Below are 22,619 nucleotides of genomic sequence, written 5' to 3'. Positions count from 1 at the left end.
ATTGCGCACAATCGGCCGGACCTGGTCCTGGCTAGTTCTTGTACTCGTCCGACGTCAACCCATACTTCTGCATCTTGTAATACAAGGTCTGCTTGGGCACGCCCAGCGCCAAGCTCACCTCGGTCACGCTGCCGCCGGCCTTGCGCAGTTCCTGCTCGATCACCGCGCGCTCGAAGCCGCCCACCTGGTCGGCCAGCGGCACCGGCGCCAGGTTTTTTACCGACAGCAGGCCGTCCGCGCCGCTCGACAGGCCCAGCGCGTAGCGCTCGGCGATGTTGCGCAGTTCGCGTACGTTGCCGGGCCAGTCCTGCGCCATCAGCGACTGCATCAGCGGCCCGGGTACCGGCGGCACCACGCGCTTGTAGCGCGCTGCGGCGCCCAATAGAAAATGCTCGAACAGTAGCGGGATGTCCTCGCGCCGTTCGCGCAGCGGCGGCAGGTTGAGGACGATCAGGTTCAGGCGGTAGTACAAATCGCTGCGGAATTTCTGCTGGTCCGACCACTCCTTCAGATCGACCTTCGATGCGGCGATCACGCGCAAGTCAACCGGCACCGGCGTGTTCGATCCCAGGCGCTCGACGTAGCGTTCCTGCAGCACCCGCAGCAGCTTGACCTGCAAGGGCATGGCCAGGCTCTCGATCTCGTCGAGGAACAGCGAGCCGCCGTCGGCGTGTTCGATCTTGCCGATCTGGCGCTTGCCCGCGCCGGTAAATGAGCCCTGTTCGTGGCCGAACACTTCGCTCTCGAAGATATTTTCCGGGATGGCGCCGCAGTTGAGGGCGACGAAGTGCTTGTTCTGGCGTCGGCTGTACTGGTGCAGGCAGCGCGCCACCATCTCCTTGCCGGTGCCGGTCTCGCCGTAGATCAGCACATCGGCCGGTTCGTCGGCCAGGTCCAGGATCAGGCGCCGCAGGTCGCGCATGGCCGGGGAATCGCCCAGCAGGGTCGCTTCGATGCCCTCGCCGTGCTCGATGCGGTGGCGCAGCGCCGCCACTTCCAGGGTCAGGCGCCGGGTTTCCAGCGCCCTCTGCACCACCTCCACCAGCTGCTCGGACGAATACGGCTTGGCGATGAAATCGTAGGCGCCGTCGCGCATGGCGTTGACCGCCATGTTGATGTCGCCATGGCCGGTGACCAGGATCACCGGCAGCTGGGCGTCGATCGCGTGCACCGCCGCCATCAGTTCGAGCCCGCTCATGCCGGGCAGGCGCACGTCGGTGACCACCACGCCGGCAAAGCCCGGGGTGATGTGCGCCAGCGCGCCCTCGGCCGCGTGAAAGTCAGCCACCTGCAAGTCGGCCAGGTCCAGCGCCTGGGCGCTGCCGGCGCGCACGCTGGCGTCATCTTCAACCAATAAAATTTTCATGTTTGTTTGTCTCCCGCTCCGCCAAAGGCAGCTCAATGATAAACCGGGCGCCGCCGGCCGGCGTGGTTTCCACCCGCAGCAGGCCGCCGAATTCGCGCACGATCTGCTCGGAGATCGCCAGCCCCAGTCCCAGGCCCTGCCCTTGCGGTTTTGTCGTAAAAAATGGTTCGAACAAGTGGGCGCGGATTTCCGCCGGCACCCCCGGTCCGCTGTCGGCCACGCCGATCATCACGCGGTCGTCGGTGCGCTCAACGGTAACGCTCAGCTGGCGCACTTCACTGGCCTGCATGGCATCGAGCGCGTTGGTAAACAGGTTGACCAGCACCTGCTCGAGGCGGTTGCCGTCGCACAGCGCGTGGACGTCGTGGTCCAGCATCGACATCCGAAAATTGACACGCTCCTGCTCCACCCGCCGTTCGACCAGGAACAGCGCGCCGGTAATGGCGGCGGCCACCGGCACAGCTTGAGCGGGCAGCGTGGCGTCGGTCTTGCGTGCGAACTGGCGCAACTGGCCGGTGATGAGTCCCATGCGTGCCACCAGCTGCGAGATGGTGGCCAGGTTGGCGCTGGCCTCGGGCAGGCGGCCGCGCTCGATCAGCACGCGCGCATTGTCGGCCATGGTGCGCAGCGCGGTGAGCGGCTGATTCAGTTCATGCGTCATCCCTGCCGACATCTGGCCCAGCACCGCCATCTTGGCCGCCTGCACCAGTTCCGACTGCGCCTGGCGCAGCTGCTGTTCGGCTTTGCGCCGCACCAGGTTTTCGGCGGAGAGATTCTCGGTCATCTGCTGCAGGCTGGCGGTGCGCTCGGCCACCATGGTTTCCAGGTGGTCGTAGGCGCGCTGCAAATCCTCGCGCGCCCGCAGCCGCTGGCGGCCCAGGCGGCGGCGCTGGCGCGCATACAGCACCAGCATGGCCAGCAAGGCCTGCGACAGGCAGGCAAAAATAAAGGCGCTGCGCGCGCTGGCCTCGGCCGGCCCCAGGTCGGAGAAATACACGAACTGCCAGTCGCGCGCGCGCAGCGCCAGCGCTTGCCGGAGCATCCGGCCGCTGCCGGGGGCGCCGTCCACGGCCACCACGCTGGCCCGGGCGTCGAGCGTGCGCACCTCGCGGTAGCCGATCGGTTTCAGCGAATGCGAGTGGAACTGGCGCGAACGCTCCAGCTCTTGCCGCACTGCGGGCGCCAGCGGCGCCAGCGTACCGTACTTCCATTCCGGTACGGAGCTGAGGATGGCAACGCCGTTGGCGTCGGCCAGCAGTACGCGGTCGCGGCCCTGTACCCAGGAGGCTTCCAGCTTTTCGATATTGACCTTGAGCGCAGCCACGCCCAGCATCTTGCCGTTGCGGTAGATGCCGTGGGCGAAAAAGTAACCGGGTTCGCGGCTGGTGGTGCCCACGCCGTAAAAACCGCCCGGCTTGCCGAGCATCGCATCGCGTACATACGGCCGGAAGGCGACGTTGTCGCCGACAAAACTGTCGGGCAGGCGCCAGTTGCTGGCGGCCTGGGTCATGCCCTGCAAGTTGACGATATAGATGGTGGTGGCGCGCGAGAGCCGGTTCATGCTCTCGAGGTAGGTGTTGACCTCGCGCCGCAGGCCGTCGTCGTGCTGATTGGCGAGCAGCGCGATCACGTCCTTGTTCAGCTCCAGGGTGCCGGGCAGGAAGTCGTACTTGGACAGCAGGTTTTCCAGGCCCAGCGCATAGCTTTGCAGACGCTGGGCGCCGGCTTCGCGCAGGCGTTCGATGGCCGCGTTCTCGGCCCAGCGGCCAGCGGCAACGGCCAGCGCCAGGCCGGCCGCCAGCAGCAGCGCGAAAGTCAGCCACCGCGTCCAGGACGTTTTCTGCGCTGCCGGCATGGAACCCTTTGTCAGTTCAGTTAAACCAGTTGAAGACCGCTATTAAAACACATGGCGCACCCCGAGATTGAAGCCGCCGGTGCCGGTACCGTTATCGGTCGCATTCCCCACGTGGAAAGCCGCGCCATTGCGGTTGCTGATGTGCGCATACGCGGTGTACAGGTCGGTGCGGCGCGACAGGTTGTACGTGTAGCCGATGGCCAGCTGGCGCGCGTGCTGCTCGAGCGTGGACTGGTCGCGGTGGAAGATGGCTGACGCCATCCACTTGCCCTGCCCCACGGCCAGCGTCGCGCCGATCAAGGCGTCGTTGCTGGCGCGCGCCAGCAGGTCCTGGTTGTGCGACAGCGACGCGTGGGTGGTGACATCGCCCACGCGGTAGCGCGCGGCCAGCATGGTGGAGCGGCTGCGCGCGGTCGCCAGCGGATTGTCACGTTGATGATGGGTGAGCACCACGTTCAACGGCAGGGATTCCGGCGCGGCGTAGCTGATCGATGCGCCGATGGTGCGGCTCTTGGCCGTATCGCCCGGCACTTCGCCAAAGCCGTACAGCACATCGGCCGAAAAGCCGTTCACGCGCGGCGTCTGGTATTCCACCGAGTTGTCCACGCGCCCGGTGGTGGCAATCATGTTCATGGCATTGCCGGCAAGGCCCACCACGAACGGATCGGCGATATCGCGCAGGGCCTTGTAATACGGCGAGTATTGGCGGCCGGCGCTGATCGCGCCGAGCGTGGTGCTCGACAGCGCCACGTAGGCCTGGCGGCCGAACAGCAGGCCGCCCTGGCCGGCGGCGCCGGTGTCGATGTTGTTGCCATTTTCGAGCACGAACGACGCGCTCAAACCGCCGCCCAGGTCTTCCTTGCCCTTGAAGCCGATGCGCGAAGCCGAAGCCACGCCGCTGCTCAGCGCCTGCACGTTGCCGCCAGCGCCGCCGCGCTCCAGCACCAGGCCGGCGTCGGCCACGCCGTAGATGGTGACCGAGGATTGGGCGGCAGCCGGTGCTGCGGCAGCCGATGCTGCGGTAGCCGAAGCTGCGGCCAGCGTCAGCAGGATGGCGATAGGTGTTTTCATGTTGTCTCCAGTGTTGTTATGTTTTATGCGGCGTGCTTGATCGCTTCGACCTGCTCCGGGCGCTCTTCATCGAGCGCGCCTTCCCACTTGGCGACTACCGCGGTGGCCACGGCATTGCCGACAGCGTTGGTGGCCGAGCGGCCCATGTCAAGGAACTGGTCGATCCCCATCAACAGCAGCAAGCCCGCTTCCGGGATATTGAACTGGTTGAGCGTGGCGGCGATCACCACCAGCGACGCGCGCGGCACGCCGGCGATGCCTTTCGAGGTGATCATCAGCACCAGCAGCATGGTGATCTGGGTGCCGAGCGACATGTCGATGCCATAGGCCTGGGTGATGAACAGCACGGCGAAGGTGCAGTACATCATCGAGCCGTCGAGGTTGAACGAGTACCCCATCGGCATGACGAAGCTGTAGATCTTGCGGTGCACGCCGAACTGCTCGAGCGCGGTCAGCATCTTCGGATAGGCAGCTTCGGAACTGGCCGTGGAAAACGCCAGCAGGAACGGTTCGCGGATCAGCACCAGCAGGCGGAAAATTCGCTTGCCGATGAAGGCGTAGCCGCCCAGGACCAGCAGCATCCACAGGCAGAACAGTCCCAGGTAGAAGCCGCCCATGAACTTGGCGAAGGTGAGCAGGATGCCGAGGCCATTGGTGGTGACCACGGACGCCATCGCTGCGAACACCGCCAGCGGCGCCAGGTTCATGATGGTGCCGGTAATGCGCAGCATGACTTGCGCCAGCTGGTCGATCGCGGACGTGAGCTTGCCAGCCGACTCGCCCAACGCGCTCAAGGCGCTGCCGAAGAACAGCGAGAACACCAGCACCTGCAGGATCTCGTTATTGGCCATGGCCTCGATCGGCGACTTGGGTACCAGGTGGCTGACGAAATCCTTGAGCGTAAACGCGGCCGTTTTCAGGCCGGTGGTGGCATCGACCGGCGGCAGCGGCAGGCCGAGGTGGGTACCGAGTTGCAGGAAGTTCGACAGCACCATGCCCAGCGTAAGCGACAGCAGCGACGCCACCACGAACCAGCCCATGGCCTTGAGGCCGATGCGGCTGGCAGCCTTGCCGTCGCCCAGGTGGGCAATGCCGACCGTCAGGGTGGAAAACACCAGCAGCGCGATCACCATCTTGATCAGGCGGAGGAACACATCGGTGACGATCGAGATGTGGGACGCGATCTGCGCGCTCAGTTGTTTATCGGTGATCGCTTCGTGGCAACCGTAACCGACCGCGATCCCGAGCACCATCGCGACCAGGATGTACAGGGTTAATGGGCGTTTCTTCTTCATGTGTTCCTCCAAGTTTTTGTCCCCGGGTCGTCGCCCGGGGTATGGAGGAATAGCAATCGTTATGCCAGCTATTATGAAACCATATGAAGGCTGCAAGCCATTGAATTCAAAAGACATTCCATGGGGAAACTTGGATCTGACCACCAATCATGCGCGAAATTCTGTACTGACCCAAGACGCTGCATATGAAAAGTTGGACTTGAGATCTGTACCGAAATTTCAGCTGGTTTGCCGTGCAGATAAGTAAGTGATCAACAATCAAGCTTCGTCCCACATTCCATCGATCCCCGAAACCTTCCCGCTTCTCGGTATAATCGGCGCCCCACCACCACCGGGTCCACCCCAACCACCATGAGAACTGTGCTGCACCCCGCGCGCGCGGTGGCCCTTGGCTTCCTGGCCGCGATCGTTGTTGGCACGCTGCTGCTGATGCTGCCGGCTGCGCGCACGGGACCCGATGGCGCGCCGGTGCTGGTGGCGTTCTTCACGGCCGTCTCGGCGGTGTGCGTGAACGGGCTGGCCGTGGTCGATACCGGCACCTACTGGTCGGGTTTCGGCCAGGGCATGATCATGTTTATGTTTCAGTGCGGTGGCTTCGGCATGATGACGGCGGCCACCCTGCTTGGCTTGCTGGTCAACGGCTCGCCGCGCCTGCGCACCAAGCTGATGACGCACATGGAAACCCGCACGCTGGGCCTGGGCGACGTCGCTGCCGTGGCGCGGCTGGTGCTGGTGGTGACGTTTGCCGCCGAGTTGATCATCGCTGCCGTGCTCACACTGCGGCTGCGCTACGGCTACGACCTGCCATGGGGCGAGGCTGCGTGGAGCGGCAGCTTCCATGCAGTGGCGGCGTTTACCAATGCCGGCTTCTCGATCCACCCCGACAGCATGATGCGCTACGCCGGCGACGCCCTGGTGCTGCTGCCGATGATGCTGGCCATCGTGGTCGGCGGCGTGGGTTTTCCGGTACTGCATGACTTGCGCAACCGCTGGCGCGATCCACGTCACTGGTCGCTGCACACCAAGCTCACGCTGGCCGGCACCGCGCTGCTGCTGGGCGGCGGCACGGTGGCGCTCCTGCTGACCGAATGGCACAATGCCCGCACCCTGGGCGGACTGCCCCTGCCGGACAAGCTGCTGGGCGCCTCCTTCATGTCGGTGGCCGCGCGCACGGCCGGTTTCAATGCGGTCGATATCGGCGCCCTCACCCAGGAATCGCTGGCGCTGCACTATTTTTTGATGTTCATCGGCGGCGGCAGCGCCAGTACGGCCGGCGGCGTCAAGGTCGCCACGGTGGCGATCCTGGTGCTGCTGGTGCTGGCCGAGGTGCGCGGCCACGCGGACACCGAAGCTTTCGGCCGGCGCATCGGCGCCAGCGCCCAGCGCCAGGCGATTACCGTGGTGGTACTGGGCAGCGCAGTGGTAGTGGCGGGTACCATGGTGCTGCTGACGGTCACCGATTTCCCGACCGATCACATCATTTTCGAGGTAACCTCGGCCTTCGGCGGCGCGGGCCTGAGCACCGGCATCACGGCGCAACTACCGCCGTCGGGCCAGCTGCTGCTCACGCTGCTGATGTACCTGGGACGGGTGGGCACGATCACGCTGGCCGCGTCGCTGGTGCTGGGCGGGCGCCGTATGCCTTATCGTTACGCAGAGGAGCATCCAATTGTTGGGTAAGATCTTTTCAGAGCAGTTCTCGTTTTCCAGCGGCGACAGCGTGGTCGTCATCGGCCTGGGGCGCTTTGGCGGTTCGGTGGCCGAGACGCTGATGCGCATGGGTCACGACGTGATGGGCATCGACCGCGACGCCGACCTGGTGCAGCTGTGGGCCGACAAGCTCACCCACGCTGTGCAGGCCGACACCACCAACGCCAGCGTGCTGCGCCAGCTGGGCGTGGCCGAGTTCTCGCACGCCATCGTCGGCATCGGCGCCGACCTGGCCAGCAGCCTGATGTCGCTGATGGTGCTCACCGAACTCGGTATCAAGGACATCTGGGTCAAGGCACTCACGCCAGAACACGGTCAGATCGCCCAGCGCATCGGCGCCCACCACGTGGTCTATCCCGAGGTGGACATGGGCGAGCGGGTGGCGCACCTGATCACCGGGCGGATGATGGACTTCATCGAGTTCGACGACGGTTTTGCCATCGCCAAGCTGCGCGCGCCCGTCCTCACCCACAACAAGACGCTGGCCGACGCCCAGGTGCGTTCACGCTTCGGCGTGACCATCGTCGGCGTCAAGCGCGCCGGCGAAGATTTTCAGCATGCGCTGCCGGAAACGCTGGTGCGCCCTGGCGATATCCTGGTGGTGTCAGGCGCTACCCACAAGATCGAGGAATTCGCCAGCAGCCGGCAACGATAAGCTTACTTGACGCCCGCCTGGTCCAGGAACTCGAGCATCGCCGCACCAATCTCGGCGCCATGGGTCTCGTTGGCGAAGTGGCCGGTATCGAGGAAGCGCACTTGCGCGTTCCGGTTGTCGCGCTTGAACGCTTCGGCGCCGGCCGGCAGGAAGAACGGATCGTTCTTGCCCCAGATGGCCAGCAGCGGCGGTTGCTGGCGGCGGAAGTATTCGTGCAGTTGCGCATACTGCTTGATATTCTGGCCGTAATCCACCAGCAAATCCATTTGCACCTCCACCCCAACGCGCTCGATCGCCGCATGCGCCAGTTGCCAGGTTTCAGGCGCGATCAGCGTGGTGTCGCGCACGCCTTCCGTGTACTGCCATTTTGTCGTCTCCAGCGAGTTGAAGCGGCGCAGCGCTTCGCGGTTGGCGGGGGTTGGTGCAGCCCAGGCGCGGCGCATGTCGGCCCAGCCGTCGCTCAGGCCTTCTTCGTAGCCGTTGCCGTTCTGGCTGACGATGGCGGTGATCTTGTGCGGATTTTTCACCGCCAGGCGCCAGCCCACCGGCGCGCCGTAATCGAACACGTACATGGCGTAGCGGTCGATGCCCTTGGCCACCGTGAAGGCGTCGATCACCTTGGTCAGGTTGTCAAAAGTGTAGTCGAACTTGACGCCGGGCTGCACGACGGTCTGGCCAAAGCCCGGCAGGTCCGGCGCGATCACGTGGTACTTGCCGGCCAGTTGCGGGATCAGGTTGCGGAACATGTACGACGAGGCGCCGAAGCCATGCAGCAGCAGGACCGTCGGTGCATTGGCAGGACCGGCTTCGCGGTAAAACACGTTCACGCCCTGGACCTCCAGCGACTGGTGGTGGACGACAGGCGGCGCGGTGAGCGCGAGGACGGGGGCGGACAAGGTGGAGGCCAGGATGGCGGCGGCAGCGATGGTGGATGTGGTCATGGTATTCCTCTGGGTTGGATAGTTTAATAACCTGTATAATTCACTTAATACGGTTACATGCAGCGCAGTATGGCGCGAACCAAGTAACCTGTCAATTACATTTTTAGAGGTTATTCATGACACTGACCGCCATCAAGCAAGAAGCGCCGCAAGTGGGCGACCACATGGCAATGGATTTGCTCAACACGGAAGCACGCAACGACGGCGCGGCCGTGGACTACTGGCATAGCGGTGAAGAGGTACGCGCGTGGCTGGCGCGGCAAGGCGTGGTGGTAGCGCATGGGCAGGTGGACAGCGCAGCGCTGCATGCGCAGGCAGTGGCCTTGCGCACGCTGGCGCGCCGCTTGATCGCCGCACGCAAGGATGAGGAAGAAGGCGGCGCCGACGACGCCGATATCGCCGCACTCAACGCCTACCTGCACGCCTACCTGGGCGCGCCGCACCTGGCGCGCGGCGGCGACGGCAAGCTGGCCCTCACCCGCACCGCGCGCGGCGACGCGATTGCCTCGTTACTGGGCCCGGTGGCCGAAGCGGTGGCGCAGTTGCTGGTCGAAGGCGACTTCACGCTGGTGCGGCAGTGCGAACATCCCGACTGCATCCTGTGGTTTTACGACCGCACCAAGTCGCACAAGCGCCGCTGGTGCAGCATGGCCTTGTGCGGCAACCGCTACAAGGCGGCGCAGTTCAGAAAGAAGAACAGCCAGCAAGACAGCCATTAAGACAGCCAGTGGAGGGAAATTGGGCTCCCGCCTGCGCGGGAGTGACGTATTTTCGGCCCCGGGATTCAGATAGGGTCGAACATTTCCTGGTCAATGTAGCACCAGCCCCAGGTCTCGCCGCGCTCCTTGGAGCGCATGATCGGGTGGTCAGTGGCCTCGAAGTGCTTGGTGGCGTGGCGGTTTTTCGATTGGTCGCAGCAGCCGGTGTGGCCGCAGGTCAGGCACACGCGCAAGTGTACCCAGGTGTCGCCCATCTTCATGCATTCTTCGCAACCGCTGGTATTGGCGGCGTGGGTATGAATCTGGTTGAAGTGCTGGCAGCCGTCGCTCATGGCGTCTCTCCTTTTGTCGGTGAACACCAGTCTAGCGCAGGCTTCGGCGGTTTTCCCCTGCCCTATGGCGGGGAGACATGCGGTAACTCTCAGTAAAACACTATCGATTTCATAGAAATAATTGACTAGGACAATGACTGTCCTGGCATTAATGTTGTCTTCCTTGCCCTAAACGGAGACATCATGAACTCACCTGCCTTGGCCACCCTGGCCCTCACCGCAGTGCTGGGCTGCGGCGCCGCCCACGCCCAGACCGCGCCGCAGCCATCGACCCAACCCGCTACCCAGGCCGCCACCCAGATGACCCGCGACAACGGCGCCCCGGTCGGCGACAACCAGAACTCGCAAACGGCCGGCCCCAACGGCCCGGTGCTGCTGCAGGATGTCCACTTGATCCAGAAACTGCAGCGCTTCGACCGCGAGCGCCAGCCCGAGCGCGTGGTCCATGCGCGCGGCACCGGCGCCCATGGCGTGTTCGTCGCCAGCAAGGACATCTCGGAATACACACGGGCGGCGGTTTTTACGCCGGGCCAGCAGACGCCGGTGTTCGTGCGCTTTTCCAGCGTCATCCACGGCAACCACTCGCCGGAAACCCTGCGCGATCCGCGCGGCTTTGCCACCAAGTTCTATACCAGCCAAGGCAACTGGGACCTGGTCGGCAATAATCTGCCAGTCTTCTTCATCCGCGACGCCATGAAGTTCCCGGACATGGTGCATTCGCTCAAACCGGCGCCCGACTCCAACATCCAGGACCCGAACCGTTTCTTCGATTTCTTCTCGCACCAGCCGGAATCGACCCACATGCTCACGCGCCTGTACACCGACCTGGGCACGCCGGCCAGCTACCGCGAGATGGATGGCAACAGCGTGCACGCCTATAAATTCGTCAACGCGAAGAACCAGGTCAGCTACGTCAAATTCCACTGGAAAAGCCTGCAGGGCGAGAAGAACCTGGACGCGAAACAAGTGGAAACCATCCAGGGCCGCGAATTCAACCACATGACGCGCGACCTGATCGGCGCGATCAAGGATGGCCGCTATCCGCAGTGGGATTTGTACGTGCAGGTACTGAAACCCGAGCAGCTGACAAAGTTCAATTTCGATGCCCTCGACGCCACCAAGATCTGGCCCGGCGTACCGGAAACCAAGGTCGGCACCATGACATTGAACCGCAACCCGGATAACGTGTTCCTGGAAACCGAGCAGTCGGCGATGGCGCCATCGAACCTGGTGCCGGGCATCGAGCCGTCGGAAGACCGCATGCTGCAAGGCCGCCTGTTCTCGTACGCCGACACCCAGCTGCATCGCATCGGCGCCAACGGCCTGCAACTGCCGATCAACCGTCCGCGCAATGAAGTGGCCAACTACAACCAGGATGGCGCCACCAACAGCGGCAGCCGCAAGGGCGACGTCAACTACCAGCCGAGCGAGCGCGCCCCGCTGGCCGACAATGCCGAATTCAAGGCCACCGAGTTGAAGCTGACCGGCACCACCCAGCAGGCACGCACCGTCAAGACGCTGAACTTTGCCCAGGCCGGCGACTTCTACCGCTCGCTCGATAAAAGCCAGCAGGCCAACCTGGTGAGCAACCTGGCCGGCGACCTGGGTCAGGTCAAGGATGACGGCATCAAGTACACCATGCTGTCGTACTTCTACAAGGCCGACGCCAACTACGGCCGCGCCATCAGCACCGCCGTGAAGGCCGATCCTGACCGCGTGGCGCAACTGGCATCCAAGCTGAAAGAGTAGTTACCGCGAGCAGTTACTGCTTCTCGAACGCGCCCAGGTCGGGTGCAGGTCCCTGGAACGGCAGGCCGACGTCGCCACCCTTGTCGATCAGGTCGCTGCCGGCGCGCAGGCGGTACGAGCGCAGCACCGGCAGGCTGCCGTCGGCCTGGCGCGGCGCATCCCAGCCGGTGGCGGAGACGTCGTCGAAGTCGGCGTCGGACACCGTCACCGGCAAATTCCACGAGTTGTAGCGCATATTGGCGCCGTCGATATTACGCGACTGCTGGCCCTTGTACGAGATGTTGTTGCGCAGCGTGCCCAGGTTGACGTTGGAGCCGTCGGCCGCAATACCCAGCATGTCGTAGTTGTAACCGTTCTCGAACGAGGTGTTGTTGAAGAAGTCCAGCGCCACCGGATGGTGGTTGGCGTAGAAGCCGGCCGCCTTGTTCCTGAACGCCACCGAGAAGCGCACAGTGTGCTTCACACCGTTAGACACATACGCGCCGCCATAGCCGCCGGCCTTGATGCCATTGCCGTTACCGGCTTGCAGCGGGGTGGTGGTGCCGGGCAGGTAGCCTTGCGACCAGGCCCACGAGTTTTCGATCACCACCGGGGAGAACGCGTTGATCAGGTCGAAGCCGTCGTCGGAGTTGGCCCAGGCGCGGCAGCCGCGGAACACATTGCCCGGATTGTTGGCCTTGATGTGGGCGCCGAAACCATCGGCGCTCTGGCCGGCGCCATTGGACGTGTACGGATCGTAGTTATGGTGCGAGTCGCTGTTGAGCACCAGGTTGTAGCTGCCGTTCTGGATGAACAGGCCCGGCCCCATATTGTGGTGCAGGTCGAGCTGCTCGAAGGTGTTGCGGCTGCCATTGACCCAGATGCCCCACGATTCGTGATTGAGACGGTTGCCCGGCTGTTGCGGCGCGCCCGTCACTTCCAGTCCCTTGAGGTGCAGCCAGCTGCCGGTCACATTGAAACCCTTCACGCGGCAGTCGTCCTTCATCGCCGAAAAATCGAACACCGGCGTCTCGCCCGGGAAGGCCCAGTAGCGGATCGGCCGCCCTTCCGCGCCGCTCTTGTCGAGCGTGATGGCGTTGACGATGGCGGTGCGGCTGGCACAGCTCTCCACGCCGGCCGTGTAGGCATAGCGGCCACCGCGCAGGTACACGGTGTCGCCCGGCTGGGCCTGGGTTTGCGCACGCGCGATGGTGGCAAACGGCGCGGCCTGGGTACCGGCATTGCTGTTGTTGCCATTCGGGGCGACATAATAGGTGGCGGAGAAGGCTGGCGCGGCGGCCAGGACGAGCAGCAGGGGTGCGAAATTTTTCATGGTCTCTTAATGTAGTTTTATGGTCCGTTGATTATAGTCACCCCTTCGATGATGGCACGCGCCGCCTGAAAAAATCATCGGCATGATTTATCGGCGCCAGCCGGGCATAGCGCTCGATCAGCTGCGGCATGATGTGGTTCCAGTCGTAGATGTCGCAGGCCTGGCGCCGTGCGTTGCCGGCCAGGGACGCCAGGCAGCGGCCAGGTCCGGACTCGAACAGCGCCGCGATGCCCTCGGCCAGGGCGGCCGCGCTGTCGGGCGCCACCACCAGCCCGGTGTGATGGTCGATCAGTTCGGCCACGCCGCCGCCCGTGCCCAGCACCGGCACGCCGCAGGCCATCGCCTCGAGCGCCACGAGGCCGAAGGTTTCGCCATCGGCCGGGTGCACGAACAGGTCGCAGCCGCCTAGCAGCGCCGCCAGCCGCTGCGGCTCGGTCACGAACGGCAGCACCGTGCTGCGCGGGATCGGTGGTGGCTCACCGCCGCCGCCAACGAGCAGCAGGTGATACGGCCGACCCAGGCGCTGCATGGCGCCAGCGAGCAGGTGCAGCTTTTTTTGCGGTGTGAAGCGGCCGGCATACACGAGCAGCCGGGTCTCGGGGGCCAGGCCCAGGCGGCGCCGCAGCGCCGGATCGCGCCGGGCCGGGCAAAACACGCCGGCATCGACGCCAAGCGGCTGGTACACCGGATCGCGCACGCCCAGCTGCTTCAGGCGCGCGACCATCTGCCGGCTGGGCGCCAGCACCAGGTCGCACTGGCCGTACACGCGGGCCAGGTAGCGCCTTGCCAGCGCTGCCCCGGCCGCGCCGAAACGCTGCGCCACCAGCGCGTGCAGGTCGGAGTGGTAAAAGCCCACCACCGGCATGCCGAAGCGGCGTCGCGCAGCCAGCGCCGACAGCGCAAACGGCCCGGCGTCGCCGACCTCGATCACATCGGGACGACAGCGCTCGCACACCTGCAGCGGCGACCGCAGCGAGCGCGGCACCCGGTAGCCGTTGATGCCCGGCAGCGCCCGTCCCGGCAGCGCGATCACCGACGCCCCGGCCTGCTCGGGCGCCATGCTGGACGTGACGATGGTATGGCGGATCGTGCTGTGCCGCGCCAGCCAGTGCGCCTTGGCATTGAGATAACTGCTGATGCCGCCGCCGTGGAGGGCGTAGTACATCGTCATGTCGAGCAGGTGCATGGTGTGGCCCGTCGCGCAAAATACCCACGGTAGCAGCGCGCCCCGCAGCGGCCTTGCGCACGCTCACCGCCGATTGCCGAACTTCTACGGCTGAGGTATAAACATGGCTTCAGTCCTCCGGCAAAACCCATCACCATGTCCAATATCAGAACCATCGACCTCAACCTGCTCAAGGTGTTCGACGCCCTGCTCGACGAAGGCAGCGTCACCCGGGCGGCGGCGCGGCTCTCGCTGACACAGCCGGCCGTGAGCGGCAGCCTGACGCGCCTGCGCGAAGGCTTCAACGATCCGCTGTTCGTGCGCACCCGGCGCGGCATCGTGCCCACCACCCATGCGCTGTCGCTGGGGGCGCAGGTCAAACGCGTGCTGTGCGAGGTGGAAGCGATGCTGCAACCGGCCAGCTTCGATCCCCTGCAGTCGGACCTGACCGTCAACATCGCCGCCACCGACTACGCCCAGCGTGCAGTGCTGGTGCCGTTCCTGGCGGTGCTGCGCGAACGCGCGCCGCGCATGCGCGTGGCCGTGCTGCCCGCCCACCCCGACGAGGTGCAGACCCAGCTCGAACGAGGCGAGCTGGCGCTGGCGCTGATGGTGCCCGAGTCCATTTCGCCCGAGCTGCTGCACAGCCACGTGCTGTTCGAGGAACACTATGTGTGCACGATGCGCGAGGGTCATCCCGAGGCCGGCGCCAAACGGCTGTCGCTGGCGAAGTTCTGCGCGCTGGACCACGCCATCATCTCGTACAGCGGCAGCCCGTTTCGCGGCGCCACCGACGAGGCGCTGGCGCGCGTGGGCCGCACGCGGCGGGTGAGCGTGTCGGTGCCGTGCTTTTTGGTGCTGCCCGAGATCCTGCGCGCCAGCGACCTGATTGCCGTCGCCCCGAGCCGGCTGGTGGCCGGCAGCGCGGGGCTGGTGGCGCTGGCGCCGCCGGTCGAGATTCCCGGCTTTACCAAGATCGTCGCCTGGCACGAGCGCACCCACAACGACCCGGCCCACGCCTGGGTGCGGGCACTGCTGATCGAAACCTGCGGGCGTTGAAGCGGTTGACAACTTGGCAAAGATGAACGAGAATTATTCGCATTTAGCGATTCAGTCTTTCCAAGGAAGTGTATGGCCCTCAGCATCCGTTACCGCGCCGGCGTCCTGTCGCGCACCGTGGCCGCCATCGGCGGCGGCTATGTCCTGTCGGCGCTGGTCGCTGCCGCCCTCGCCCTCGCGCTCCCCACCAGCCGCGCCGAAGCGGCCATGACCGGCACCCTGACCGCCTTCGTGGTCTACCCGGTGGCCGTGATGTGGGTATTCGCCTGCGCCAGCGCGCTGCGCGCCTGGACCGGCCTGCTGCTGGCCTGCCTGCTGCCCGGCGCAGTGGTGCTGGCCATGGGCGCGGTGACCTGGGGCGCACCATGAAGGACGGTTTGCGCCAGTCGATGGCGTGGCTCCATACCTGGACCGGCCTGCTGGCCGGCTGGATCTTGTTCCTGGTGTTCTGCACCGGCGCGGCGTCGTACTACAAGGACGAGATCACCCTGTGGATGAAGCCCGAGGTGCACCAGTCCATGACGCGCCAGGTGGCGCCGGCAACGGCCACCGCCGCCGCCGTGGCCTTCCTGGAAAAGCGCGCGCCCAGGAGCGACCGCTGGTTCATCGACCTGCCGGGCGAACGCGAACCGACCTTGCGCACCATGTGGGCGCCGCCGCCGGCCGACCCGGCCAAAGCGGGCGAACCACGTCAGCGCCGCGCGCGCCTGGCCAACGCCACGCTCGATCCGGCCACCGGCGAGGAGCTGGCGGCGGCGCGCGCCACGCGCGGCGGCGAATTTTTATACCGGATGCACTTCGACCTGCACTATATGCCGGTGATCTGGTCGCGCTGGATCGTGGGCATCTGCGCCATGTTCATGCTGGTGGCGATCCTGTCGGGCATCGTCACGCATAAGCGCATTTTCAAGGACTTCTTCACCTTCCGGCCGGCCAAGGGCCAGCGTTCGTGGCTGGACGCCCACAACGCCAGCGCCGTGCTGGCCCTGCCCTACCACCTGATGATCACGTACACCGGCATCGTCACCTTGATGTTCCTGTACATGCCGTGGGGCGTGAAGGCCGTGTACCAGGACGAGCGCGACAAGTTCTTCACCGAGTTGCGGCAAAGCGTGCCGCCCGATCCCAAGGCCTCGCGCATCCCGGCCGCGCTCACGGCGCTGCCGCCGCTGCTGGCGCAGGCGACCACTGCATGGGGTGACGGCAGCGTGGGCCGCATCATCGTCAACCATCCCAGGCAGACCAATGCCATGGTGGCCTTCTATCGGCGCGACGGCAAGGACATCGCGGTCGATCAGCCGGCCATGGTGTTCGATGGCGTGACCGGCGCGCTGATCTCGCCGCCGGAGCCGAAAGCCGCGCCGGCCGCACACACCCAGGGCGTGATGATCGGCCTGCACGCGGCGCGCTTTTCCAGCCCCGCGCTGCGGGCGCTGTTTTTCATCGCCGGCCTGGCCGGTTGCGCCATGGTGGCCACCGGCCTGATACTGTGGGCCGTGAAGGAGCGGCAAAAGTTCACCAAGGCCCTCGCCAGGGGCGGGCGCGTGAGCTTTGGCTTGCGGCTGGTCGATGGCCTGAATTTGGGCGCCATCGCCGGCGTGCCGATTGCGATTGCCGCCTACTTCTGGTCCAACCGCCTGCTGCCAGTGGGACTGGCCGAGCGGCCGGCCATGGAAGCGGCCTGGTTCTTCGGCGCCTGGGGCGCGGCGGCCGTGCTGGCGCTGGTCCGTCCCACGCGGCGCATGTGGCAGGTGCTGCTGGGCGCGGGCGGCGTGCTGTTTGCCGGATTGCCGGTGTTGAATGCCGTAACCACCGAGTCGCACCTCGCCTACAGCCTGTCGCACGGCCTGCTGCAGGTCGCCGGCTTCGACCTGGTGGTGCTGGCGCTCGGGATCGGCTTGTTGTTTGCAGCTAAACGGATGGGGAGTCCACGCGTGAAAAAAGAAGTCAAGGAACCGGAAGTGAAGCAGTCGAAACCAGTGCTGGCACGAGGCGCGGCATGAGCGCGCTGGCCAACGGCTTGCTGATCTACGCGGCGCTGGCGGCCGCGCTGGCCGGCTTTGCGGGCCTGAGCCTGGCCATGGACCGGCACTGGGAGGCGTTGTACGGGCGCGGCGCGTCGCCCGGCGCCAAGGCGCGCTGGTTGCAGGCTTGCGGCACGGCCGGGCTGCTGCTGTCGCTGGCGGCGTCGCTGGCGCTCAAGGGCGCCACGCAGGGGTGGGTGCTGTGGCTGGGGGCGCTGACTGCGGGCGCGGTGGTGGTGGTGCTCACCTTGACCTACCAGGCGCGGCGCGTGATTCCGCTGGCGCAGGTGGCGGGACTGTCGGCGGTGGCGGCAGCGGCCGTCGCCATGGCTGTGTAACTACTTTGTGTACCTGTCGCGGATCTTGCGCAGCGTGCCATCCCTGCGCATCGTGCTCAGAGTCTCGTCGAAGGTGGTCACCACTTCCGGCGCCACCGTGTGGCGGTTGAAGATCAGGTAGCTCTGGGTGGTCTCGATAGGCGGTCCGATGACCTTCGCCTTGTCGAGCGCGTCCAGGCGCTTGAGCACCGCCTCCCCCATCACGCGGCTGCTCACCAGCGCGTCCATGCGCCCGGCCAGCAGCTTGCGGAAGTTGGCCTCGTAGGTCTGCGCCACCTCCAGCTGATTGAACACGCCGCGGCCGGCGGCAGCGTCGAAAATGGCCCCGTAAGAGACCTTGTTGACCACGCCCAGGCGCACGTCGGCCAGCTCGCTCACGTTGCCGTGGAACGCCATGCGCGAATTGACGCGGGCGAAAATCACGAAATCCTGGGTCAGCAAGGGCTCGCGCGGGAACAGGTATTTGCGCTCGCGCTCTTCGGTCTTCTTGATGGTGAAAAAGCCATCGGCGCGCGGCGTGTCGATCAACGACAGGCTGCGTGCCAGCGGGTAGAACTGCAATTCGACCGGCTGGCGCATGCGCGCAAAAATGGTGCTCACCAGGTCCACCATCATGCCGGTGGCCGGTTGGCCCGGCTGCACTTCCACGTAAGGCGGGTAATCGAAACTCACCAGTACCAGCGGCCGTTGCTGCGCCAGCGCAGGCGGCAATGCCGCCGCGCCAAACGCAAAACCGAGCAGCGCATGGGCGAACAGGCGTTTCATCGGCCGGCCAGGTTGGACATCAAGCGCACGATTTCGTCGAAGCTCACCGGCTTGGTCAGGTGGTGGTCGAACCCGGCCTCCCCCGACTTGAGGCGATCGGCATCCGTGCCCCAGCCGGTCAGCGCCACCAGCACCACGCCGTCCAGCGCCTTTTGCGAGCGCAGTGCGCGCGCCACGTCGTAGCCGTTCATGCCCGGCAGCCCGATGTCGAGGAAGACCACCTGCGGCAGGAAGGTCTGGGCGCGGCCGATAGCGTCGATGCCGTCGTGCACCGTCTGTACCTGGTGCCCCTTGATCTCGAACAGCGCCGACAGCGTCTCGGCGGCATCGACATTGTCATCGACCACCAGTACGCGCAGGCTCGCGCCCGATGCGGTGTCCACCCGTTGCAGCGCGGGCGCCGCCACCGGCGCGGCCGGCGGGGTTTGCGCCGCCAGCACCGCCTGCATGGCCGGCAGCATCACCGGCAGGTGCAGGGTAAACGTGCTGCCCCGGCCGGCGCCGGCACTGTGCGCACTGACTTTACCGCCATGCAGTTCGGTCAGGCGCCGCACCAGGTTCAGGCCGATGCCCAGGCCGCCTTGCGCCTGCCCCTCGCTGCCCGGCACCTGGGTAAACATGTCGAACACGCTGCCCAGCGCCTCGGCCGGGATGCCCACGCCGTTGTCGCTCACGCTCACCGTCAGTTCGCCATCGGCGACGGCTGCGCGCAGTTCGATGGCGCCGTGTTCGGGCGTGTACTTGGCGGCGTTGTTGAGCAGGTTGCCGATCACCTGGGCGATGCGCTGGGCATCGAGCCACAGCGGTGGCGCGTGATCGGACACCGAGATCTTCAGGCGGTGGTGGCGGGCGTCGATCAGCGGCGTACTCAGTTCCACCGCGTTGCGCACGATCCTGTTCAAGTCGGCCGGGCCGAACACCAGGACTTCCTTGCCGCGCGCAATGCGGGCCAGGTCGAGCAGGTCGTCCACCAGGTGCACCAGGTGGCCCACCTGGCGCTCCATCATGGCGCGGATACGTTCGATTTCGTCGCGCGCCAGTTCCTCGGCGCGCATCATTTCCAGGCCGCTGCGTATCGGCGCCAAAGGGTTGCGCAGCTCGTGCGCCAGCGTGACGAGGAATTCGCGCTGGGCCTGGTTGGCCTGCGACAGTTCGCCCGCCTTGCTGCGCAGTTCCGATTCGCCGCTCTTCTGGTCGGTGATGTCGAGCGTGACGCCGTCGAAATGAATCATGCCGCCCTGCTCGTTGTGCTGCGACCAGGCGATCATGCGGATCCAGCGCGGCGTGGTTTGTCCCGGCGCCGGGGCCACGCGGAACTCCGCCTCGTAGCCCTCGCCCTCCACCATCGCGCGCTGGAATTCGTCTTCCAGGCGCGCACGGTCGTCGGGATGCACGCGCTGGTAAAACTGCGACACCGGCACCAGGCCGTCGGCCGGCAGCGCGAACTGGGTGCGCAGCTGGGCATTGGCCTGCATGGTCGATAGCGGTGAATCGGCGTACCACACGCCGATGCCACTGGCGCGCGTGACGTTGGCAAAGCGGTCCTGCAACAAGCGCCGCTCGTGGACGTCGATCACGGTGCCGATATAGCCGAGCAGCGCGCCGCCGTTGCCGAAGCGCGGCGCGCCGGCGTCGATCACCCAGCGGTAGGCGCCCACGCAGTCGCGCAAGCGGTAGTCGATCGAGAACGGCCGGTTGCGGTCGCAGGCGGCCGTGTAGGCTTCGCCCACCGCTACCGCGTCGTCCGGGTGGATCAGTTCCATCCAGCCGCGCCCCAGGTCCTGCTCGGGCGAGCGGCCGGTGTAATCGAACCAGCGCTGGCTCAGGAACGTGCATTGATGGTTTTCGTCTGTGGTCCAGAACATGGCCGGCGAAGCGTTGACCAGCGAGCGGAAATATTCTTCGCGTTCGCGCAGCTCCAGCGTGGCCTGCTGGCGTTCGCGGGCCTGCTCGATGTGGTTGCGCACGCGGGCCAGCAGCTCGTTGGCGAAAAACGGCTTGACCAGGTAATCGTCGGCGCCCGCCTGCAGTCCTTCGATGCGGGCCTCCTCGCCGGCGCGGGCCGACAGCAGGATCACCGGCACGTGGCGAATCGCGTCCTCGGCGCGGATGGTCTTGAGCAGCGCAAAACCGTCCAGCCGCGGCATCATCACGTCGCTCAGCAGCAGGTCGGGCGGGTTGCGGCGCACGGCTTCCAGCGCGTCCTGGCCGTCGGCGCAGGTCTCCACCACGTACTCGCGCTCAAGCAGCGAGCGCACGTAGCCGCGCATATCCTGGTTGTCGTCGGCGATCAGGATGCGGGCGCGCTGCGCTGACGCCACCGCTACCGCCGTCGCTGCCGTCGCAGTGGCCACCGTGGTAATGACGGCGCTCGGCTGGGGGGTAACGCTGTCGGGCAGCCAGCGCAGCGCCTCCTCGACAAAGGCCGATCCCATGCGGTCGCCCGACGAGCCGTCGGCCCGTGCTACCACGTACTGCGGCGGCAGGTGGCTGGAGCCGAACGGAATATCCACGGTAAAGGTGGCGCCCTGGCCCAGGGTGCTGTCGGCGGCGATGGTGCCGCCGTGCAGGCGCACCAGCTCCTGGATCAGCGCCAGGCCGATGCCGGTGCCTTCGTAACTGCGGCCCTGCACGCCCTCCACCCGGTGGAAGCGCTCGAACACGCGCGGCAATTCGGCGGCCGGGATGCCCGCGCCGGTGTCGCGCACGGACAGGCGCGCGCCAGTGGCGGTTTGTTCGAGGCGTACGATCACGCCGCCATGCAGAGTGAACTTGAAGGCGTTCGACAGCAGGTTGAACACCACCTTTTCCCACATGTCGAGATCGACGAACACCGGTTCGGACAGCGGCGCCGTCTCCACCCGGTAGGCCAGGCCCGCCTTGTCCATGGCCGCCTCGAACACGCTGGCCAGGTTGGCCGTGAGTTGAGCCAGGTCCACCGGGGCGAAGCGCGCCTGCACCCGGCCGGCCTCGATGCGCGAAAAATCGAGCAGCGAGTTGACCAGTTTCAACAGGCGCAGCGCGTTGCGGTTGGTCAGGTCGATGCGCTCGCGCTGGCGTGGCGACAGGGCGTCGACGCTGTCGGCCAGCGCGTCTTCCAGCGGGCCGAGGATCAGCGTGAGCGGCGTGCGGAATTCGTGCGAGACGTTGGAGAAGAACGCAGTCTTGGCCTTGTCGATTTCGGCCAGTGCGGCGGCGCGTTTCTGTTCCTGCTCGTAGGCCAGCACATTGCCGATGGCGGTATTGAAGGCGCCGCGCAGCAGCTCGTAGAAGTTCAGGTAGGCGGCGTCCAGCGCACGCCGGGCGCTCACGCCGGCCACCAGGAAACCATAAGGGCGTTCCTGGCCGGCCACCTTCAGCGGCAGCACCATGGCGGTATGCGGCGCTTCCTCGTACGGCGCACACGCGAAGGCGCCGAAGCGCGCCGCCAGGTCATCCATCCGGTGGCTGCCAGCGTCGGCCAGGGCGGCGGCAAAATCCCAGCCGCCGGTGCCGTGCAGCGCCGCTTCGGCCGGGGCCAGCGCGCTGCCTGCGGACAGGCCCACGCGGGCGCGCAACGCCAGCGTGCGGCCGTCGTCCGCCAGTTCGTACAGCAGCAGGAACGGCGCGTCCATCGCCAGCGTTTCGCTGTCGTAGACCATGAAGCGCGCCAGCTCGTCGCCGGTGCGCGCCAGGGCGATGCGGCCGGTGAGGTCGCGCAAGTTCTGCGTGCGGCGGGCGTCGAGCACCGCCGCCGTGCCTTCGCTGATCGGGTGGAAGATGCCGCCCACGTTGCCCGATTCGGCGCGGATCGGCGAGAACGAAAACGTCATGAACGCTTCTTCCATGTAGCCGTAGCGGTCGAGGAACATGCGCTGGTCGCGGATATAGACACCCTCGCCCGCGTGGGCGCGGTCGAAAGCGTCACCGACGACCGGCAGCGCAGTGGCCCAGCAGATCTTGAACGGCTCGCCCATCGACTGCGGGTGTTTGGCGCCGCAGATCGGGCGGTAGGCGTCGTTGTAGATCTGCACATCGTCGGGGCCCCAGGCCACCAGCATCGGGAAGGTCGATGACAGGCACAGGCTGACGGACGTGCGCAAGCTTTGCGGCCAGCCGGAAAGCGGCCCCAAAGGCGTGGTGGACCAGTCCATGGACCGTATCAATTCGCCCATATCGCCCCCACCGGACAACCATCCCAGATCGTCGGCCATCGTTCCCCGCTGCTCCATCCATCCCCCGGTTGTTACTACCTCCGGCGGCAATTCCACCGGTCACGCAGTA

General features: G+C 65.9%; 18 protein-coding genes. 8 read left to right on the top strand and 10 right to left on the bottom strand.

Features of this window, described 5'->3' with window-relative positions:
• Window positions 1–31: 31 nt before the first annotated feature.
• The 4 genes from J2X54_RS18635 to J2X54_RS18620 are packed head-to-tail and all read right to left on the bottom strand — an operon-like array spanning window position 32 to window position 5,587.
• A complete protein-coding gene (locus tag J2X54_RS18635; protein WP_070248620.1) occupies window positions 32–1,366 on the bottom strand; it encodes a sigma-54 dependent transcriptional regulator in 1,335 nt (444 codons plus the stop codon).
• A complete protein-coding gene (locus tag J2X54_RS18630; protein ID WP_310182546.1) occupies window positions 1,347–3,221 on the bottom strand; it encodes an ATP-binding protein in 1,875 nt (624 codons plus the stop codon). The genes J2X54_RS18635 and J2X54_RS18630 overlap by 20 nt, the downstream gene beginning before the upstream one ends.
• Window positions 3,222–3,263: 42 nt before the next feature.
• The gene (locus J2X54_RS18625) at window positions 3,264–4,292 is read right to left on the bottom strand and encodes a porin (RefSeq protein WP_310182545.1); all 1,029 of its coding nucleotides are present in this window, start codon (window positions 4,290–4,292) and stop codon (window positions 3,264–3,266) included.
• Between the two features lie 23 nt (window positions 4,293–4,315).
• On the bottom strand, window positions 4,316–5,587 hold the full coding sequence (locus tag J2X54_RS18620; RefSeq protein ID WP_310182544.1) for a dicarboxylate/amino acid:cation symporter: 1,272 nt from the start codon (window positions 5,585–5,587) through the stop codon (window positions 4,316–4,318).
• Between the two features lie 351 nt (window positions 5,588–5,938).
• Here J2X54_RS18620 and J2X54_RS18615 point away from each other — a divergent pair, with 351 nt between their 5' ends.
• Window positions 5,939–7,267 carry a potassium transporter TrkG gene (locus J2X54_RS18615; protein WP_310182542.1) on the top strand — a complete coding sequence of 443 codons (1,329 nt, stop codon included), beginning with the start codon at window positions 5,939–5,941 and terminating at the stop codon, window positions 7,265–7,267.
• Window positions 7,257–7,952: a TrkA family potassium uptake protein gene (locus tag J2X54_RS18610; RefSeq protein ID WP_310182540.1), complete on the top strand. Its 696-nt coding sequence runs from the start codon at window positions 7,257–7,259 to the stop codon at window positions 7,950–7,952. The genes J2X54_RS18615 and J2X54_RS18610 overlap by 11 nt, the downstream gene beginning before the upstream one ends.
• A gap of 2 nt (window positions 7,953–7,954) precedes the next feature.
• On the opposite strand, the gene J2X54_RS18605 is transcribed toward J2X54_RS18610, so the two are convergent.
• Window positions 7,955–8,893 carry an alpha/beta fold hydrolase gene (locus tag J2X54_RS18605; RefSeq protein WP_084640697.1) on the bottom strand — a complete coding sequence of 313 codons (939 nt, stop codon included), beginning with the start codon at window positions 8,891–8,893 and terminating at the stop codon, window positions 7,955–7,957.
• Between the two features lie 116 nt (window positions 8,894–9,009).
• Here J2X54_RS18605 and J2X54_RS18600 point away from each other — a divergent pair, with 116 nt between their 5' ends.
• Window positions 9,010–9,612, top strand: a complete 603-nt coding sequence (locus J2X54_RS18600) for an ABATE domain-containing protein (protein WP_310182538.1) — start codon at window positions 9,010–9,012, stop codon at window positions 9,610–9,612.
• 65 nt (window positions 9,613–9,677) lie between these two features.
• Here the strand turns inward: J2X54_RS18600 and J2X54_RS18595 are convergent, their stop codons facing one another.
• The gene (locus J2X54_RS18595; RefSeq protein WP_310182536.1) at window positions 9,678–9,944 is read right to left on the bottom strand and encodes a UBP-type zinc finger domain-containing protein; all 267 of its coding nucleotides are present in this window, start codon (window positions 9,942–9,944) and stop codon (window positions 9,678–9,680) included.
• Window positions 9,945–10,244: 300 nt separating this feature from the next.
• On the opposite strand from J2X54_RS18595, the gene J2X54_RS18590 reads away from it, so the two are divergent.
• Complete coding sequence (locus tag J2X54_RS18590; protein WP_310182913.1) at window positions 10,245–11,693, top strand: catalase; 1,449 nt, start codon at window positions 10,245–10,247, stop codon at window positions 11,691–11,693.
• 13 nt (window positions 11,694–11,706) lie between these two features.
• Here J2X54_RS18590 and J2X54_RS18585 read toward each other — a convergent pair whose 3' ends face one another.
• Together J2X54_RS18585 and J2X54_RS18580 are read right to left on the bottom strand one after the other, a co-directional pair.
• Entirely contained in the window at window positions 11,707–13,005 is a 1,299-nt protein-coding gene (locus J2X54_RS18585) for a right-handed parallel beta-helix repeat-containing protein (RefSeq protein WP_310182535.1), read from the bottom strand.
• Between the two features lie 37 nt (window positions 13,006–13,042).
• Complete coding sequence (locus J2X54_RS18580; protein ID WP_310182534.1) at window positions 13,043–14,191, bottom strand: glycosyltransferase; 1,149 nt, start codon at window positions 14,189–14,191, stop codon at window positions 13,043–13,045.
• Window positions 14,192–14,326: 135 nt separating this feature from the next.
• Here J2X54_RS18580 and J2X54_RS18575 point away from each other — a divergent pair, with 135 nt between their 5' ends.
• The 4 genes from J2X54_RS18575 to J2X54_RS18560 all read left to right on the top strand — a co-directional run bounded on the left by J2X54_RS18575 (window position 14,327) and on the right by J2X54_RS18560 (window position 17,591).
• Window positions 14,327–15,229, top strand: a complete 903-nt coding sequence (locus J2X54_RS18575) for a LysR family transcriptional regulator (protein WP_070248598.1) — start codon at window positions 14,327–14,329, stop codon at window positions 15,227–15,229.
• A 72-nt stretch (window positions 15,230–15,301) separates the two neighbouring features.
• The gene (locus tag J2X54_RS18570) at window positions 15,302–15,598 is read left to right on the top strand and encodes a DUF3649 domain-containing protein (protein WP_070248596.1); all 297 of its coding nucleotides are present in this window, start codon (window positions 15,302–15,304) and stop codon (window positions 15,596–15,598) included.
• Window positions 15,595–17,232 carry a PepSY-associated TM helix domain-containing protein gene (locus J2X54_RS18565; protein ID WP_310182533.1) on the top strand — a complete coding sequence of 546 codons (1,638 nt, stop codon included), beginning with the start codon at window positions 15,595–15,597 and terminating at the stop codon, window positions 17,230–17,232. The genes J2X54_RS18570 and J2X54_RS18565 overlap by 4 nt, the downstream gene beginning before the upstream one ends.
• Window positions 17,229–17,591 carry a DUF3325 domain-containing protein gene (locus J2X54_RS18560; RefSeq protein WP_310182532.1) on the top strand — a complete coding sequence of 121 codons (363 nt, stop codon included), beginning with the start codon at window positions 17,229–17,231 and terminating at the stop codon, window positions 17,589–17,591. The genes J2X54_RS18565 and J2X54_RS18560 overlap by 4 nt, the downstream gene beginning before the upstream one ends.
• Here J2X54_RS18560 and J2X54_RS18555 read toward each other — a convergent pair whose 3' ends face one another.
• Window positions 17,592–18,356: a transporter substrate-binding domain-containing protein gene (locus J2X54_RS18555; protein WP_310182531.1), complete on the bottom strand. Its 765-nt coding sequence runs from the start codon at window positions 18,354–18,356 to the stop codon at window positions 17,592–17,594.
• Entirely contained in the window at window positions 18,353–22,489 is a 4,137-nt protein-coding gene (locus J2X54_RS18550) for an ATP-binding protein (protein ID WP_310182530.1), read from the bottom strand. The genes J2X54_RS18555 and J2X54_RS18550 overlap by 4 nt, the downstream gene beginning before the upstream one ends.
• Window positions 22,490–22,619 lie beyond the last annotated feature (130 nt).

It is taken from the genome of Duganella sp. 3397, assembly GCF_031456625.1.
Taxonomy (GTDB): domain Bacteria; phylum Pseudomonadota; class Gammaproteobacteria; order Burkholderiales; family Burkholderiaceae_D; genus Rugamonas; species Rugamonas phyllosphaerae.
Note: the sequence above shows the minus strand (reverse complement) of the source record. Positions and strands in the feature narration are given on the sequence as shown.